The sequence below is a fragment of the Methanofollis sp. UBA420 genome (genome assembly GCF_002498315.1).
Lineage (GTDB): Archaea > Halobacteriota > Methanomicrobia > Methanomicrobiales > Methanofollaceae > Methanofollis.
On record NZ_DAGX01000002.1, the window covers coordinates 604915 to 622312 of the forward strand.

The 17398-nt window shown below is 66.6% G+C and carries 14 protein-coding genes; 8 read left to right on the forward strand and 6 right to left on the reverse strand.

The window, feature by feature from the left end:
* Positions 1-123: 123 nt before the first annotated feature.
* From mobA to BP869_RS03035, 4 genes are all read right to left on the reverse strand, one after another.
* Positions 124-756 carry a molybdenum cofactor guanylyltransferase gene (gene mobA / locus BP869_RS03020; protein ID WP_342676759.1) on the reverse strand — a complete coding sequence of 211 codons (633 nt, stop codon included), beginning with the start codon at positions 754-756 and terminating at the stop codon, positions 124-126.
* A gap of 1 nt (position 757) precedes the next feature.
* Complete coding sequence (locus BP869_RS03025) at positions 758-1672, reverse strand: ketopantoate reductase family protein (protein ID WP_342676761.1); 915 nt, start codon at positions 1670-1672, stop codon at positions 758-760.
* Between the two features lie 35 nt (positions 1673-1707).
* Complete coding sequence (locus tag BP869_RS03030) at positions 1708-2148, reverse strand: MGMT family protein (protein WP_342676763.1); 441 nt, start codon at positions 2146-2148, stop codon at positions 1708-1710.
* 178 nt (positions 2149-2326) lie between these two features.
* Positions 2327-4336, reverse strand: a complete 2010-nt coding sequence (locus BP869_RS03035) for an ATP-dependent DNA helicase (RefSeq protein ID WP_342676765.1) — start codon at positions 4334-4336, stop codon at positions 2327-2329.
* Between the two features lie 93 nt (positions 4337-4429).
* Here BP869_RS03035 and BP869_RS03040 point away from each other — a divergent pair, with 93 nt between their 5' ends.
* The 7 genes from BP869_RS03040 to BP869_RS03070 are packed head-to-tail and all read left to right on the forward strand — an operon-like array spanning position 4430 to position 13346.
* The gene (locus BP869_RS03040; RefSeq protein ID WP_342676767.1) at positions 4430-5449 is read left to right on the forward strand and encodes a mechanosensitive ion channel family protein; all 1020 of its coding nucleotides are present in this window, start codon (positions 4430-4432) and stop codon (positions 5447-5449) included.
* The gene (gene acsB, locus BP869_RS03045) at positions 5415-7436 is read left to right on the forward strand and encodes an acetyl-CoA decarbonylase/synthase complex subunit alpha/beta (RefSeq protein WP_342676769.1); all 2022 of its coding nucleotides are present in this window, start codon (positions 5415-5417) and stop codon (positions 7434-7436) included. Before BP869_RS03040 ends, acsB begins: the two co-directional genes overlap by 35 nt.
* A gap of 12 nt (positions 7437-7448) precedes the next feature.
* Complete coding sequence (locus BP869_RS03050; RefSeq protein ID WP_342676771.1) at positions 7449-8366, forward strand: acetyl-CoA decarbonylase/synthase complex subunit delta; 918 nt, start codon at positions 7449-7451, stop codon at positions 8364-8366.
* Complete coding sequence (gene acsC / locus BP869_RS03055) at positions 8363-9682, forward strand: acetyl-CoA decarbonylase/synthase complex subunit gamma (RefSeq protein ID WP_342676773.1); 1320 nt, start codon at positions 8363-8365, stop codon at positions 9680-9682. Before BP869_RS03050 ends, acsC begins: the two co-directional genes overlap by 4 nt.
* Complete coding sequence (locus BP869_RS03060) at positions 9683-11599, forward strand: ASKHA domain-containing protein (protein WP_342676774.1); 1917 nt, start codon at positions 9683-9685, stop codon at positions 11597-11599. It abuts the gene before it with no gap.
* On the forward strand, positions 11587-12609 hold the full coding sequence (locus tag BP869_RS03065; RefSeq protein WP_342676776.1) for a hypothetical protein: 1023 nt from the start codon (positions 11587-11589) through the stop codon (positions 12607-12609). Before BP869_RS03060 ends, BP869_RS03065 begins: the two co-directional genes overlap by 13 nt.
* Positions 12606-13346, forward strand: a complete 741-nt coding sequence (locus BP869_RS03070; RefSeq protein ID WP_342676778.1) for an AAA family ATPase — start codon at positions 12606-12608, stop codon at positions 13344-13346. Before BP869_RS03065 ends, BP869_RS03070 begins: the two co-directional genes overlap by 4 nt.
* On the opposite strand, the gene BP869_RS03075 is transcribed toward BP869_RS03070, so the two are convergent.
* Positions 13267-14100 carry a hypothetical protein gene (locus BP869_RS03075; protein WP_342676780.1) on the reverse strand — a complete coding sequence of 278 codons (834 nt, stop codon included), beginning with the start codon at positions 14098-14100 and terminating at the stop codon, positions 13267-13269. The genes BP869_RS03070 and BP869_RS03075 overlap by 80 nt on opposite strands.
* A gap of 146 nt (positions 14101-14246) precedes the next feature.
* Here BP869_RS03075 and purB point away from each other — a divergent pair, with 146 nt between their 5' ends.
* Entirely contained in the window at positions 14247-15587 is a 1341-nt protein-coding gene (gene purB / locus BP869_RS03080; RefSeq protein WP_342676782.1) for an adenylosuccinate lyase, read from the forward strand.
* A 461-nt stretch (positions 15588-16048) separates the two neighbouring features.
* Here the strand turns inward: purB and BP869_RS03085 are convergent.
* Positions 16049-17398 (reverse strand): PGF-pre-PGF domain-containing protein (locus BP869_RS03085; protein ID WP_342676784.1); only part of this gene is annotated, 1350 nt, incomplete at its 5' end.

Genomic DNA, 17398 nt, shown 5'->3' on the forward strand with positions numbered 1-17398 from the left:
CCGGCAATTGTCAGAGGACAGGCCGACGCCGGGAGTGAATGACCCGGGATAGGCCCTATTCCTTCCCGGGACGAGAGGTGCTATCCTCCAGGGGGTGAGGATCTCCCCGCGGCAAAAAAAGATTCAGGTCTCAGTCCTCGACCCTGGCCTGGCACCGGTTTTCGCCTCGAACTGGGCCCTGAACTTCTCCAGGTCGTGGATATGGTTGATGTTCGTGAAAGTGAGGAGGTCAGGGTCCATTTCCCGGAAAGATTCCACATCCATATATCGTGCGTTGAGACTCCGGATCATCGCCCGCAGGGAGAGGGACTCGTGCTCCCTGAGGTAGTCCATGACCGCCGAACGGCGGTAGACGGCATGGAGGGGCTCGTACATATCCTCGTTCCAGAAGGGGATGGCAGCGTCGAAATCGTCGAGACCTTCAAAAAGGGCGTTAATCACCCCGCCGTTGATGCAGGGCATATCGCAGGCGACGACAAAGAGCGTCTCGCCGTGCGCCGCAAGGCACCCGGCATGGAGGCCGCCGATGGGGCCGAGACCCGGCCTGAGGTCGGAGATGCAGACGACATCCTCGAAGCCGGCAAAACGGGCGCACTGCTCCCTGTTCCGTGCCACGATGACGATCTCGTCGACCACCCCCCTCAGGGTCTCCAGGAGCCGTTCGATGAACGTCTTGCCGCAGAACTCGAAGAGATACTTCTCCACGCCTCCGGCCCGGCGCCCCTCGCCGCCCACCAGCACGATGCCCGTCCGCATGTTACCCCAGAAGTGACTCGCGGAAGTGCATCAGCTTTGTGATACAGTCGTTGTACGGAGCGGGTATGTCGTACTTCGCTGCCCGTGCGGCGATCTCGCCGTTCATGAAGTCGATCTCGGTCAGGTGCCCGTGTTTGATGTCCTGGAGCATGGAGGCGTGGTGCTCTGCCGTGCTCGGCACCTGCACGTCATGAAGATATGCGAGGTAGTCCTCTGCCGTCGACCAGGGGACGCGGACACCTTCCCGCGCCATGACGGCAAAGGCCTCCCTGACGACGTGCTCGATGATCCCCCAGGTCATCGGGTGGAGGAGTTTCCCGTACGGGACGCCCATCAGGGCGCCGAGGGGGTTGAGGGAGGAGTTGTACAGGGTCTTCGCCCAGAGGTCGCCCCTGATATGGCTGCTCCCCTCGACAGGGATGCCTGCCTTCTCGACAAGGGCGACGAGGGCGTCGACCTTGGGGTCGGGGCCGTCGGGGAAGCGGCCGAGTTTCATCGGGCCGCCCACGACCGAGACATGGACAGAGGCGTCCCCGGCCCACTCGAAGCCGGTGATGATCGTGCCGCCGATCACATGGTCGGTGTACTCCGCGACGATCTCCTCGTTCCCGATGCCGTTCTGGAGGCTGACAGTCTCGGTGTCCCGGATCACGTCGGCGAACGCCTCGCAGACCGACCGGGTGGCAAGCGACTTGGAGGTGATGAAGATATAGTCGTAGCGCTCGCCTTCGGGCACCGTATCCGAGGCGGAGAAATGGAATGTCCCCTCGCCCCAGAGGCCGGTCATCTGAAAACCGCGCTCTGCGATCACATCGGCATGCCGCTTTCTGCAGACGGCATGGACATCGCAGTACCTGGAGAGCCTGGCCGCAAGGGAGAGCCCGACCGCACCGGCTCCGAGTATCAGCACTTTCATGGAAAAATCACTCCATAGGTTTGTGCCGCAGGGGCTTAAGATATCCGTCTTCCCGCCTCCATGGCAAGGAGGGTCCGCTTCAGATCGAGGGAGGGGGAGAATCCGCCTATCCCGCCCTTCGCCACCACCCGGTGGCAGGGGACGACGAGGGGTGTCGGGTTGGCCCGCATCGCATTGCCGACGACCCGCGCCGCCGTTCCCACCCGTGCGGCGACCTCCCCGTAGGTCGCCGTCTCCCCGTACGGGACCGCCTGCACCGCCCTGTAGATCCGTGCATAGACGGAGTCCCCCTCGACTGCCGCGCTCCGAAGGCCGAAGAGGGCGTCGGGGTCGCCGGCAAGGTACCGAAAAAAGGGGGCCGGCGCCGGTGCCAGGGCAGGCGACCGCCCGAACCGCACCTGGAGGACGCGGTCTCCCGACCAGACGACATGGACATGCCAGAGCCCGAAGGGGCAACTTCCTTCCTGCACTCCCATCCTGCAGGTGGGTTCTGCGTCGTGAAAGAAAAGGGTGGTGGTGGGGGTCGGGAGAGAATGTCGTGCATTAAATCAGGGAAGATACATTGTCCATCTGAGGAGAGGGAAACATCTCACCTCTATCCCAATGGGGGGGGACCGGGGGCAAAAGTCCCCCGGCACAGAAATCCTCGGCCCTCTACTTCCACTTCGCCACGAGTTCCCTGAACCTGACGACGTCGCACCTCTCCATCTCCCGCTGCATCCAGGGAGGGAGGCCGGCGAAGACGCCCGAGTCCAGGAAGCGCTCCTCGGCGAGGACGAGGACGCCGGTGTCCTCCGGTGTCCGCAGCACCCGGCCGAGGGCCTGGGTGGCCCTGTTGATCGCGGGGAGGGTGTACGAGATGAACTCGCCCTCGCGCCCGAACTTGTGCTTGTAGTACTCGATCACCATCTTCCTGACACTGTTGTAGGGAGCGAGTGGGAGGCCGACGACCATCGCCCCGCGGAGCATCTCGCCGCGGTAGTCGAGGCCCTCGCTCCACTTGCCGCCGCAGACGGCAAAGAGGATACCCGCCCGCCCTTTCTGTGGGAGGGAGACGAACTCCTGGAGGGCGGCCGTCGCCTCCCTGGACTCCTTCGGCTCGGTAAAGATCTCTTTCCCGTTGATCCGGCCGCCGCAGAGTTGCGCGTAGGTGTTCAGGATCTGGTACGAGGGGAAGTAGACCGCGAGGTTGCCGCGGGCATGGGCGAACGCCCTGATGTACTCGACGATCCTCTCGGTGTTCTGTTTGTTCTGGCGCATCCTGTAGGCGGTGGTGACATCCCGACCGCAGGCGACGAGACGGTTCTCCTTCGGGAAACTGTTCGGGAGGGAGAGGGTCTGCACAGGGATGTCGCCGAAGTAGTACTTCCTGTAGGCGTCGAGGGGCGAGAGGGTGCCGGAGATGAGGATGCAGGCGGCATGGGCCTGCCCGATCTCCTGGAGTTTCTCGCCCGGGTCGATGTTCCGCACCTCCAGTTCCACCTTCCCCTCGGCAGAGCGGTACAGGGTGAGGAAGGTCGGGTCTGCCCCGGCCCGGAAGACCCTGTACATGAAGTCGGTGAGGCGCTCGATCGCGCTCTCCTTGTAGACCCCGGCGCTCTTGTTCTTCTCGGAGATGCGTTCGGCGATCCTGGAGAGGTCGCCGACGATCTCTTCGAGATTTTTGTACAGCGAACCCCTGACCACCGACCGATGAAAGATCCCGGGGTCGAACCAGTCCTCCCCCTTCTCCGAGCGCCTGAGAGCCTCCATGAATGTCTCGATATTGGGGAGGATCTGGCGGACGGCGTTCACGTCCTTCATCGTCCGCGAGAGGTGGGCGAGTTCGGTCATCGCCTGCCCGAGCATCTCGTCCTCCAGGACGACGCTCTGGATCCCCTCCACGACGTCGCCGCAGTTGTGGGCCTCGTCGATGAGGAGGAGGACGTCTTTGGGCTCGACGTCGAGGGTTGCGTAGAGCTGGTCCCTGATCTCGTCGTTGAAGAGGTGGTGGAAGTTGCAGATGAGGACGTCGGCCCCCCGCGCCGCCTGCATCATCGTCTCGTACGGGCACATGCCGCTGCAGAAGGACTTCAGGTTCTCCGGGGCGATCGCCTCGCTCTTCACCCTGTCGGCCTTCTGCCTGAGAGTCACGGACGACGCCATCCGCAGTGCGCTCTCCTCGTCGCCCCGCACAAACACCTTGCTCCTGATAAAGTACGGGCAGATGAGGGGGTGCTCCGGGTCCAGGTGCCGGATCTGGTCCTGGATCATCCGATCCTCCGAGGGGACGAGCGAGCCCTTCTGCGCCCTCTCCCGCATCAGCGCCGAGGAGAAGGCCTTGACGCCCTCGCACCGCCTGTACGGATCGCCCTCCCCGCCGAGCGGGCACATCGAGCCCTTGCCGACGAGGTACGAGAATGTCAGCGACGGCTGCTTCTTCCTGACGAGGGCGAGTTCCCTGATGAAGGTGGCGAGCTGCGAGATCGTCCGCACCGCCACGATCACCTTGCGCCCGTTGCGTTCGGCGAGGAGGGCCGAGACGACGCTCGACTTCCCGCTCCCTGTCGGGGCGTCGATCATGGCGATCCCGCCGGACCGCGCGGTCTCCGCGGCAAATGCCAGCATCTCGCGCTGGTTGGGGCGGAAGTCCGGATACGGGAACCAGTCATCAAGCGGGTCCATTCTGTATCTCTTTGTCGGCGGGCCAGATGTAGTATTGGGTCGGTCTGACAAAGGGTTAAGAGAGGGAAGGACAAGGTCGGAGGGGGGATGGGAATGGCAAAAGGGGACGTCGCCATATTTATCGCGCTCCTTCTCACCGCAGGGCTTTTCTGGGCGGCCGACAGGCTCTACCCCGACCTGCTCCTGGAAAAGCTCGCGCTCACCGTCTTCGCCGTCGCCGTCATCCACCTCCTCCTCAGGCTCGGCGCCGAGAGGGTCCTGACCAGGGCGGTCAGGTCAGAGATGGCACGCTACTCGGTGAGGAAGGCGGTGTCCATCATCTCCCTCGTCCTGATCCTCGCGGTGGTGATCAGGATCTGGGTCGCGGACCCCCAGACCCTCCTTCTCTCGTACGGGATCATCGCCGCCGGCCTTGCCATCGCTCTCCAGGACGTCTTCAAGGACTTTGTCGGGAGCCTGATCATCCTTGTCGCCCGGCCCTTCGGTATCGGCGACAGGGTCGAGATAGACGGACACGCCGGGGACGTGATCGATATCGGCCTCCTGAACACCGTGCTGATGGAGATCGGCGGGTGGGTCTCGGGCGACCAGCCGAACGGCCGCATCACCTCTGTCCCGAACAGCGCCATCATCTCCGGGGCGGTGAGCAACTATACCCGGGACTTCACCTTCCTCTGGGACGAGGTCACGGTCCCGGTCGCCTATGGGGGCGACTGGAAGGAGGCGGCAGAGACATTTCTCGCCATCGCGCGGGATGAAACGGGGGAGGCGGTCCATGCGGCCGGGCAGGAGATCGACCGGATCAGGCAGGAGTATTATCTCACCAGGCGGAGCGTCGAGCCCATGGCCTTCGTCGCCCTCACCGACAACTGGGTCGGGGTGACGGTGCGGTACATCGCCCCGGTGATGGAGAGGCGGGCCGTGAAGGACAGGATCAGCCGCGCTATCCTCGCGGCGGCAGAGACCTCGGAGAGTTTCAGGGTCGCAAGCGCCACCCTGGAGATCGGCGGGGCCCTTGCGGTCAGGTCACAACCTATATCTACCCGGATGCCGACCGGCAGGCCGGGGGAGAGAGAGGATGGACCTGGCGACTGCCGTCCCACAGGGGAATGAACGGCTGGAGAGAGAGATGGCCGGGCTGGAGGGGGAGGCCGCCTATGCGGAGACGGCCTATGCCCTGCCGGTGAGTTATGCCCTGACCGGCGTGCGGGTGGCCGGGGCCGGGGAGGCAAGGGAGGCGTACCTGGCGTCGGGAAAAAATCCGCTCGTGGCCGCGGAGTGCGTCAGGGCTTTTGCCGGCGGCGGGGTGGAGGAGACGCCGTACACCGGTTTCCTCGGCGACACCGAACTGCGGCGTCTCGGGTATTCCCTGGTGGACGGGAGCATCCTCGGCCTCGCCCTCCTTGTCGGCACGCCGGAAAACGCCGACGCCGCCGCGGCGATCTGCCGGGAACTGCAGGAGACGTACATGCTCACCTTCCTTGCCGGCGGGGTGACTGACGTCCTCACGGCGGCGGGCGTGAAGGTGGGGCCGGGGTACCGCCTCATACCCCTCGGGCCGGGCGGGATGGCGGCCGTCCACTTCGCGGACGTCCTCGCACGGGTGGCGATGATGTTCGGCGGAGTGCAGGCAGGCGATGCCGGTCGTCTCCTCGCCTATGCACGGGAGAGGGCGAAGGCCTTTGTCATCGCCTTCCCGGGCCTTTCGGAGGAGGAGGTCGCCGTCCTCGACGCCCTCCGCCCCCTCGGCGTCCCTATCCTCTCTGTCAGCGGTTATGAGGGCGGCGAGTGGGTGCCGGTCGGGGCCGGCGAGGCGGTCGGCCGCGGCAGGGACCTGCGGGAGATCAGGGTGAAGGTGACGGCGATCCCGATCCCGATGGCCTGTTCGCCGGCCTTCGAGGGGAAGAGCATACGCAAAGAGGAGATGCACGTCGAGTTCGGGGGCGGGCGGACCCCCGCCTTCGAACTCCTCCGGATGCGCCCTGTCGCGGAGGTGGAGGACGGGAAGGTGACGGTGATCGGACCGGAGGCCGACGCCGTCGCCGAAGGCGCGGCCCTGCCTCTCGCCATCCTCGTCGACGTCGCCGGGAAGAGGATGAAGAAGGAATACGAACCGGTGCTGGAGAGGCGGATCCACACCTTCCTCAACTATGGCGAGGGGTCCTGGCACGTCGCCCAGCGCGACCTCATCTGGGTCCGCCTCTCGAAGGAGGCGGTGGCGAAGGGTGTGCGGGTGCGCCACCTCGGCACCCTCCTTGCCGGCAGGTTCAGGGCCGACTTCCCTGACCTCATCGACGCCGTGGCGGTGACCCTGATCACCGAGGACGCCGCCGTCCTCGCCGCCCGCACGGCGGCGGAGGAGGTCTACAGGCAGAGGGACGAGAGGATCGCCGGCATGAAGGACGGCGACGCCGCCCTCTTCTACTCCTGCACCCTCTGCCAGACCTTCGCCCCGAACCATGTCTGCATCATCACGCCCGAGCGCCCGGCCCTCTGCGGGGCGATCACCTGGCTGGACGCCCAGATAGCCCACGAGATCGCACCTGCCGGCGCGAACCAGCCCGTGGAGAAGGGCGAGGTCGTCGACAGCCTCACGGGCGAGTTCGCCGGGGTGAACAGATTCGTGAAGAAGGCCTCCCACGGGACGGTGGAGCGGGTCTGCCTGTACGGGATGATGGAGTACCCGATGACGGCCTGCGGCTGTTTCGAGGCGGTGGCGGCGGTGCTCCCGGAGACAAACGGGGTCGTGATCGTCACCAGGGAGTACAGGGGCGAGACGCCCCTCGGCATGACCTTCTCCACCCTGGCCGGGACGATCGGGGGCGGGGCACAGACGCCGGGTTTCCTCGGGATCTCAAGGAACTACATCCTTTCGGACCGCTTCCTCAGGGCCGAGGGGGGGATCGCTCGGGTGGTCTGGATGCCCGCCCACCTGAAGGAAGAACTGGGGGAGAGGTTGCGGCAGGTGCTCGCCGCACGCGGCATGCCCGATCTTTTCGAGAGGATCGCGGACGAGAGGACGACGACGACCCTGGAGGACCTCGTCGCCTTCCTGGAGACACACGGCCACCCGGCGCTGGAGATGGACCCGATCATCTGAGGGGAGGGACGAATGACAGAGAGGATCACGGAGGTGGCGGTCGGCGCCACCAGGACTGAGGGAGGGACGAGGACGCGGTCGTACAGGGTCGGCGGGGCGTCGGCCCTTCCCGGCATGGGCGACGCGGGGAGCATGCCCCTCGTCGCCCTGGAGATCTGCGACGACCCGGCCCTCTGGCCGACAGTCGTGCTGGAGGAGGTCGGCGACCTTGCCGGCGACCTCGCCGGCTGGGCGAAGGCCGCGGAGGAGAGTTGGGGGGCCGACCTCATTCGCCTCGTGCTGACGAGCACGCGGCGGCGGGGTTTCGACGACCCGGCCGCGGCAGGGCGAGCGGTCGAGGAGGTGCTCGCCGCCACCGGCCTCCCCCTCGTCGTCGAGGGGAGCATCGATCCCGCCCTGGACACCGAGGTCTTCAGGCGGTGCGGGGAGGCCGGCGAGGGGGAGAGACTCCTCCTCGGCACTGCGGAGGCCGAGAGGTATCGCTCTGTCGCGGCCGCCGCCCTTGCCTACGGCCACGCCGTCGTCGCCCAGACCCCGATCGACATCAACCTGGCAAAACAGTTGAACATCCTGCTGCGGGAGACAGGCGTGCCGCATGACCGGATCGTCATCGACCCGTACACCGGCGCCCTGGGGTACGGCTTCGAGTACTCGTACTCGGTGATGGAGCGGGTCCGCACCGCCGCCCTCGCGGGCGACGCCGACCTTGCGATGCCGATGATCAGCGCCGCCCAGGACTCCCTCACGGTGAGGGAGGTGCGGGAGGCCCCGGATGAAGAGAGGGTGGAGACGGCGGTGCGGTGGGAGTTCTATGCCGCCTTCGCCGCGGCCGTGGCCGGCGCCGGCATCGTCTGCGTCCGCCACCCCCGCACCGTCGGGGCGCTCAAAAAGGCGATCGCCGACCTGTGGGGGGGAGAAGGATGGCGATGAAGGCGCTCGAGGTCTACAAACTCCTGCCGAAGACGAACTGCAAGGAGTGCGGTTTTCCGACCTGCCTCGCCTTCGCGATGAAACTCGCCGCCGGGGGCGTCGACCCCGAACGCTGCCCGTACCTCGACGAGGAGACGAAGGCCCTCCTCGGCGGGGCGACTCGCCCGCCTGTGCGAGCGGCGACTGTCGGCGTCGGCGCCCGTTCCTTCACCGTCGGCGAGGAGATCGTGATGTTCAGACACGAGAAGACCTTCTACCACCGCCCCGGCATCATGGTCTGCGCCGGCGACACCTCGCCGCTGGAGGAGGTGAGGAGGAACGCGGAGGAGGTGCGCGACCTCGTCGTCCACCGGGTCGGGCAGGACCTGACCCTCGACGGCATCGCGCTCAGGTGCGAGAGCGGCGACCCGGACCGCTTTGCCGCGGCCTCCATGGCCGTCGGGGAGTGCGGCGACCTCCCCCGCCTCCTCATCGCGGCAGACCCCGACGCCCACGCGGCGGCCCTCCGGGTCTGCGGCCAGTTCCTCCCCCTCATCCACGCGGCGAACCCGGAGAACCACGAGGAGATGGCGGCCCTCGCGAAGCGCTACGGGTGCCCCCTCGTCGTCAGGGCCGGGACTCCCGAGGGGCTTGCAGACCTCGCCGCCCGGTGCACCGCCGCCGGCGCCAGGGCCATCCTTCTCGACCCGGCCCCGCGGACGATGGGGGACTTCGTGGCGCGGGCATCGCACCTCAGGGAGCACGCGGTGACGAGGGCGTCGCCCGACCTCGGCTATCCCCTCTATCTCGACACCACGGCCCTCGGGACAGACGCCGCGCTCGCCGCCGGCATCCTCAGGTACGCCGGCGTGATCGTCGTCCCGCCCCTGCCGCGGCCCTCCCTCCTCGCCGCCCTCACCCTCCGCCAGAACATCTACACAGACCCGCAGAAGCCCATCCAGGTGACGCCCGGCATCTACCCGGTGAACAACCCGGGCAGGGACGCACCCGTCCTCCTCTCGGTGAACTTCTCCCTCACCTACTTCACCCTCCTCGGCTACCTGGAGGCCGGGAAGGTCCCCTGCTACCTCTTCGTCGTGGACACCGCGGGACTCTCCGTCCTGACGGCGGTCGCCGGCGGAAAACTCGACGAAGACGTGGTGAAAAAGTCGATCAAGTCCATGGGCCTTGCCGGGACCGTGGACCACCGCACCATCGTCATCCCGGGCTACGCCGCACCCCTTTCAGGGAGGATCGAGGATGCAACCGGGTGGACGGTGCGGGTCGGGCCGCGCGACGCCGCGGAGATCGCAGAGTTCCTGGAGAAGGAGGAATAGATGCCGGTCATCACCTTCCTGCCGGGCTACAGGAAGGCCCGGGTCCCGCAGGGCGCCACGGTGCTGGAGGCGGCGCAGAAGGCCGGCCTCGTGATGAACGTCGTCTGCGGCGGGCAGGGGAAGTGCGGCAAGTGCATCGTCCGCGTCGAGAGCGGGGAGACGACCTTCGACCGGGAGAAGTTCGGTGTCCTCTTTGCTGCCGCAGAACTCGATGCCGGCACCTGCCTCGCATGCCAGACCCACGTCTTCAGCGACGCCCGCATCGATGTCCCGGCGCGGACGCTGGTGCAGGAGCAGAAGATCCTGGTCGATGCCAGACCTCTCGACGTCCCTGTCCACCCGTTGGTGCGGAAGTACGCCCTCGTTCTGGCGCCGCCCACCCTGGATGACCCCTCGTCCGACCTCGCACGGCTCCTCGAAGGGGTGGAGCACAGCGGGGGACCGGCGGCGGCGAAGGTCTACGCGCCCCTGGACGTGCTCAGGAAGATCCCGGTCGTCCTCCGCCACGGCAGGTGGCGGTGCACGGCGACTGTCGCCCTGGTGCCGGGCGGTTACCGCCTGATCAATGTCGAGGAAGGAGACACGGCGGCACGGCTGTACGGGGCGGCGGTGGACCTCGGGACGACGACGGTCGTCGCCTACCTCTGGGACCTCGCCGGCGGCCGCGTCCTCTCGACGGCCTCGAACTACAACAGGCAGATCTCCTGCGGCGAGGACATCCTCTCCCGCGTGAACTATGCGAAGAAGAACGGCACCGGCCGCCTCCAGGAACTCGCCGCGGCGAGCATCAACACCGCCCTCACCGCGGCGGCCGACGCCGCAGGGATCGACCTCGAAGACATCTACGAGGTGATGGTCGCCGGCAACACCGTGATGACCCACCTCCTCCTCGGCATCGACCCGGCCTACATGATCGCCGAACCGTACGTCCCCGTGGTGAGGCGGACGTTCTCGACGACGGGGCAGCGTCTCGGCCTCTCCGTCGCCCCGACTGCCGGGGTCTTCACCTTCCCCGCGGTCTCGAACTTCATCGGCGGCGACATCGTCGCCGACATCCTCACCTCGGGGATGGCCGACCAGGACGAGGTCTCCCTCCTCATCGACATCGGCACCAACTTCGAGGCGGTCCTCGGCGGGCGGGACTGGATGCTCGCCTGCGCCGGGGCGGCCGGACCGGCCCTGGAGGGCGGGGAGGTGCTCTTCGGGATGCGGGCGAACCCGGGGGCGATCGAGAGGGTGCGGGTCGACGAGGCGACCCTCGAACCCGCCTTCGAGACGATCAACGACGTCCCGCCCGTCGGCATCTGCGGGTCGGGTTTGATCGACCTCCTCGCCGGCCTGATCCGCGCCTGCGTCATCGACAGGACAGGACAGATCAACACGGGCATCGACCACCCGCGGATACGCATGGGCCGCCATTTCCCCGAGTACGTCGTCGCATGGGAGAAAGAGAGCGGGGCGGGGAAGGACATCGTGATCACCGGACACGACATCAGGAACCTGATCCTGAGCAAGGCGGCGGTGCTGGCGGCCTGCATCACCCTGATGGACGCGGCCGGGATCGCCCACGACGACCTCGCCACCGTCTTCTTCTCCGGGGCCTTCGGGAATTACATCGACAAGGAGAACGCCGTCACCATCGGCCTCATCCCCGAGGTGCCTCTCGGCAGGGTGCGGAACCTGGGGAACGGGGCGATCACCGGGGCGAACCAGGCCCTCGTCAGCAAGGAGAGGAGGAATGCCCTCGACAGGATCGCACGGACGATCACCTACATCGAACTGAACGCGGACCCGGGGTTCATGGACAGGTACACGCAGAGTTGTTTCCTCCCCCACACCGACCTATCTCTCTTCCCGACGGTGCAGAGGGTGCTCGAAGAGTGCAGGCTGCGGAGGGGGGCGCAATGGCAGGGGTGATCCCCGCGGCCGGGCTGAGGGCGACCGGGGTCGGCGCCCTGCCGCACCGCGATCCCGACGCCGCCTGCCGGGCGGTCCTCGCCGCTTTCCCGGAGGTGCCGTACGCCCCGACTCTCCCGAACAAAAATCCCCTCGAAGCGATCGTCCTCGCGGAGGCGGAGTGCCTGCCCGGCGCGGAGGTCCGCGACGGGAGGGTGACCGTCGACACCGGGGCAGACGAGGCGATGGAGGCAGTGCTGATGGACTACCTGGAGGGGCGGTATGCCGGGTATGCGGCGTCAGAGGCGACGGCCTCGGGTTTCCACCGCCTGATGGCGTACGAACTCTCCGGTGCCGTCCTCCTGAAGTGCCAGGTCACCGGCCCGGCAACTCTCGGGATGCAGGCGGTGGACGCGGGAAGGCGCCCCGTCCACTATGACGGGGCGTACGCCGACGTCCTGGGGAAGGCGCTCGCCCTGCGGGCGCGGTGGTCCGAGGCGCGGATGCAGGAGCACGGGGTGCCGACGGTCATGGTGCTGAACGAGCCCTACCTCACCGCCCTCGGGTCGCCTGTCGTCCCCCTGGACGAGGAGACGGTCCGCTCCTCCTTCGCCGACATCGCCGCCCTCCTCGACGGGGGCATCGGCATCCACTGCTGCGCGAACACCGACTGGGGCTTCGTCTTCTCCCTTTCGCCGTCCCTCGTCTCCTTCGACGCCCACGCCCATGCCCGCGAGTTCCTCCTGTACGGGGACGATCTGGCGGCGTACTTCGAAGGGGGCGGGGTCGTCGCATGGGGGATGGTCCCGGCAGACAGGCCGGCGCCGGACGCGGGGGAACTCGACCGCATCCACGACCGCTTTGCCGCGATCAGGCGGACGGTCGCGGACCTGGTCGGCGACGACACCTTTGCCGACCGCTCCCTGATCACGCCGACCTGCGGGATCAGGGCTATGGATGAGGCAGGGGCTGATGGGATCATGGCGGCGGCGGCGGCGGTCGCCCGCAGGGCGCGGGGTGAGGGGGCATGAGGCCCTGCACCGTGGCGATCGCCGGCAAAGGCGGGACAGGGAAGACAACGATCGCCGCCCTCCTGGTGGACTCCCTCGTCGCCGCCGGCGTGCGGCCTGTCCTCGCGGTGGACGCGGACCCGAATGCCAACCTCCACGAGGCGATGGGGGTCGCCGTCGAGGAGACTCTCGGCACGATGCGGGAGGAGGCGTTCACCCGCGGCATCCCGCCGGGAATGGACAGGCGGGCCTACATCGGCTACAGGTTCAGGCGGGTGCTCGTCGAGGCCGGGGGCTTCGACCTCCTGGCGATGGGGAGGCCTGAAGGGACAGGGTGCTACTGTTTCGCAAACGACCTCCTCCGCGAGTGCGTCGACTCGCTGGTACAGGACTACCGGTGCGTCGTCATCGACGCCGAGGCCGGCATGGAGCACGTCTCCCGCGGCACCGTCGGGGCGCCAGACGTCCTCCTCGTCGTCTCCGATCCCTCGGCCCGCGGCCTGCGGACTGCCCTGCGGATCCGGGACCTCGCCGTCTCTCTCGGCCTCGACGAGGGGCGGATCTTCCTTGTCGTCAACCGCTCGAAAGGGGAAGAGGTGGCCGACGGCCCCCTCCCCCGCGCCGCCGTCGTCCCGTACGACCGGGCAATCGAGGAGGCCGACGTCGCGGGCCGTCCGGTCATCTCCGTCCCGCCGGAGAGTCCGGCGCGGGCGGCGGTGGAGGGGCTTCGCCGGTGGGTGTGGGAGAGATATAGATGACCTCGTCGGCCATCGCCAGACTCTCCGGCACGAAGGCGACGATGTTCTCCCGCTCGGGGTCGGGTTCCTCGTAGGTGGTGGACGTTCTGACGTCACGCCAGAAGAGGAAGTCGCGGGTCTCGGTGATCGTGACGTTCCCTCCCTGGCCGCCCCGGCCGAGGATATTGATCGGACACGCCTGCACGTCCCCAACAAACCGCACCTCCCTGAGCGGGGTGAAGGTGCCGTTTTCGAGGAGGGCGAGGTCGTAGTCCCCGCCGCCGTACCGGACCGGACCACACATCCCCGAGACCCCGATCCAGAGCCCTTCGCTTCCGAGGTGGAGATCGGCAAAGTCGACCTCTTCCAGTTCGCCGAGGACATCGAGGGGATGGAGGCTCACCGGCACCGACTCAGATGCCGCTCGTGACCAGGAGATCTTCCCTGCCCTGTCAGGAGAGAACGAGAGATCGACATAGACCAGATCCGCGTTGCCCTCGCTCCCGTCCCAGAACTCAATGATCATCCTCTCCAGTTCGCCGCCCGCTCCGATCATGAGGTCGGCGCTGTTGAGCACGGCCGTCTCGTTTGTCGCGCCGGTCTTCTCCAGGACGATGTTCCAGATCCCGGTGAGCGGGAGGCCGAGGGCATTGGGCTGGAGGATGACGGTCGCCTCGTTCTCCGGCGCCCCGGCAAGACCGGTGCACCCGGTGGCGATAAGGCAGAGGGCAAGAGAGGTGGCAAAACAGAAGAAGAGGGGGCCGGGGGTTTGCATATGTCAATTTTTATCACAATCGTCATAATATTTCCCGGACCATGGGTTGGGGGCGGGATGGATCCTATCTCCATCTTTCCCCTGGCCAGCCGGTCCCCTATCCCGACGCACACCCCTTTTATCGCCAGGCGTCCACACTATTCCCCATGGCGATCCACCCGATAGACTACCGGTACGGCACTCCGGAGATGAAGGCCGTCTGGGGCGAAGAGAACCGGTTCAGGTGCATAGTGGCGGCGGAGGTCGCGCTTGCACAGGCCGAGGCGGCGTGCGGCGTGATCCCGGCCGATGCCGCGGCGACGATCAAGGAGTGCGCGGGAGAGGCCACCCTCGCACGGGCGAACGAGATCGAGGCCGAGATCAACCACGACATGATGGCCGTCGTCAAGGCCGTCACCGAGGTCTGCGGCGACGCCGGGCGCTGGATCCACTTCGGCGCCACCTCGAACGACATCCTGGACACGGCCACCGGCCTCCAGATGAAGGCGGCGATGGACCTGGTCGAGGAGAAACTCCAGAAACTCCTCGCGGTCCTCCTCCGCCGCGCCGAGGAGACGAAGAACCTCGTCTGCGTGGCCCGCACCCACGGCCAGCACGGCGTGCCGACGACCTACGGCCTGCGGTTTGCGATCTGGGCGAGCGAGGTCGGCAGGCACATCGAGCGCCTCCGCGAGATGCGGCCCAGAGTTGCGGTCGGCCAGCTCACCGGCGCCGTCGGGACGCAGGCGGCCCTGGGCATGAAGGGGCTTGAAGTGCAGCCCGCGATGATGGCGTACCTCGGCCTCTCGGCCGTCGACGTCTCCAACCAGGTGATCTCCCGCGACCGGTATGCGGAGTACGTCCTCTTCCTGGCGAACATGGCCACCACCCTGGACAAGATCGGGGTCGAGATCAGGTCGCTCCAGAGGACAGAGATCGCCGAGGTCGAGGAGGCCTTCGGCAAGAAGCAGGTCGGGTCCTCGACGATGCCCCACAAGAGGAACCCGATCAAGAGCGAGCAGGTCTGCGGCCTCGCCCGCATCGTCCGCTCGATGGTCGAACCCGCCCTCCAGAACAACACCCTCTGGGACGAGCGCGACCTCACCAACTCCTCCTGCGAGAGGGTGGTCTTCCCCGAGGCCTCGGTCCTCGCGGACCACATCCTCAACGTGATGACCCGCGTCCTCGACCGCCTGAACATCAGGGAGGAGAACATCAGGAAGAACCTCGACCTCCTCCACGGCGTGAACCTGGCCGAGTCGGTGATGATCGAACTGACCCGGCGGGGCATGGGCAGGCAGGACGCCCACGAGGCCGTCCGTGTGGCGAGCATGACCGCCCTCGCGGAGAAGAGGAGCATCGCCGGCGTCCTCGAAGAGAACCCAAAGGTCGCGGCTGTCCTCTCCTCCGAAGAGATCGCCGTCCTTCTCAACCCTGACAACTACATCGGCACCGCGGTCGAGCAGGTCGAGTGCGTCGTCGAAAAACTCAGGCCCCTCTCGGCCTGAAATATCTTTTTTCGGCTCTGGAAACATATTCTCCAATGACCCCTTAGCCGGAGGTGGTCGGCACGGACGATGAGGTACGACCCACCCCCGGATATGGCTAAATTGCCCCAGGTTTCAAGAACAAAGTCCCTCATCAGGGACCATTCTGGGCGTCTTTTCCGATCAAACCATAGAGACGTTTTTTCATGCAACGCATCGAGGGAACCGGGTCTTTCCCGGCCCCCCGAGCCAGCGTATGATTGCAGGTAATATCAAACATCATGGACGTCCGGTACTCCTGCGATAAGGGCAAGAAAAGAGACGGGATTATGGCGGATTTCAGGAGACCCGGCTCTGTTGAATCCTCATTTTTTTGCCAGGGTGGCTCTTCTGATCACTCACGTCCCTTCTGGTGAGCCGGTGCATTTCCAGGGCCATTTCATCGAGTGGGAAGAGTTGTTGGGCCGGAAAAAAGAAGGGGTCTATCCCCGCCTTCCCCTGAGGAGGAGGGCGGCACCGGCTGCAAGGACCGCAAGCCCGAAGGGGAGGGGGCTCTGCTGCGGCGTGGTGGCCGTGGCGGCGGGGGTCGTGACCGGGAGTGCGGTCGCGGTCACGGTCGGCGTCACGGTCGCGGTCGCCGTCGTCTCAGGCCCGGACTCTGCGATCCCGATCGCGAAGAGGGAGAAGCCGGGGCTCTCGGCGGTGAAGGAGTAGCCGTACGCGTCCTCGCCGACGAGATGGGTCGGGAGGGCGTGCCAGGCGCCGTCGTGATACCGATACAGCACCACGTCTTCGGGGGCGAAACCCTTCGCTTCCAGCCATGACTTCGGGACGGTGAAGTTCAGGGACGCACCCGCGAGGGCGGCGTCCGTGGTGCGGTACAGGGTCACTTCGTCGTATTCATAGACCGCACCGGCCGGGGCATCGACGCCCGAGGGCAGGCCTCTCTTCTCCACGGTGAGGAGGACTTCAGGGATCGTCTCCCCGGCGGTCACTCCCACTTCATAGATCGCGGAGTTCTGCACTGCGAAGGAGGCGTGACCGCCTGTCGGGATGTTGCTCGCCGTACCGGCCGAGACATCGGAGTGACCGCCGCCGGAACTGGGGGAATGGGGCGTCTGTGTCGGCGTCGGCGTTGGCGTCGGCGTTGGCGTCGGCACCGGTTGCAGGGAGAAGGAAAGGGGTGCGTTCGGGCCAGAGACGACCGTCACCGTCTTTTCGGCGGGGGTCACGTACCCTGCAAGGGAGACGGTGATCGTGTGGTCGCCGACAGGGAGGTAGAGGAAGGTGTCGGTTGTGCGGGTGGTATTCACGCCGTCCACATGGACGGACGCACCGGCAGGCGTCGAGGAGACTGCCACCGTCCCGCCGTACACCAGCGGGAGGGCGTCGGTGCCGAGGTTCGGGATCTCCAGCGTCTGATCGCAGATGCCGTCGAAGTCCGCGTCCGCACACCACTCCGAGATGTTCCGGGCGGGGTCAGTCAGCCAGAGGTTGCCGCCGAGGTACGGCCCGCCCGCGATGTTCGTGCCGGCGGTGCGGGTGGCGTTGAGGACGCCGGTGGAGTTTTCTGCAAAGATGTTGGTGGGGTTGTCGAAGCGACAGTTGGTGATGACGGCACCGGTGGAACTGATGAAGAACGCACCACCGCCGCCGTTCGTTGCCGTGTTGTTCGTGAAGGTCGTGTGTGTCAGGACGGCACCGGTGGAAGACTCGAAATACGCACCGCCACCGATCCGTGCTGCCGTGTTGTTCTCAAAGGTGGTGTTTGTCAGGGCGGCATTGTGGGACGCCGCGAAATACGTACCGCCGCCGCCGTTCGTTGCCGTGTT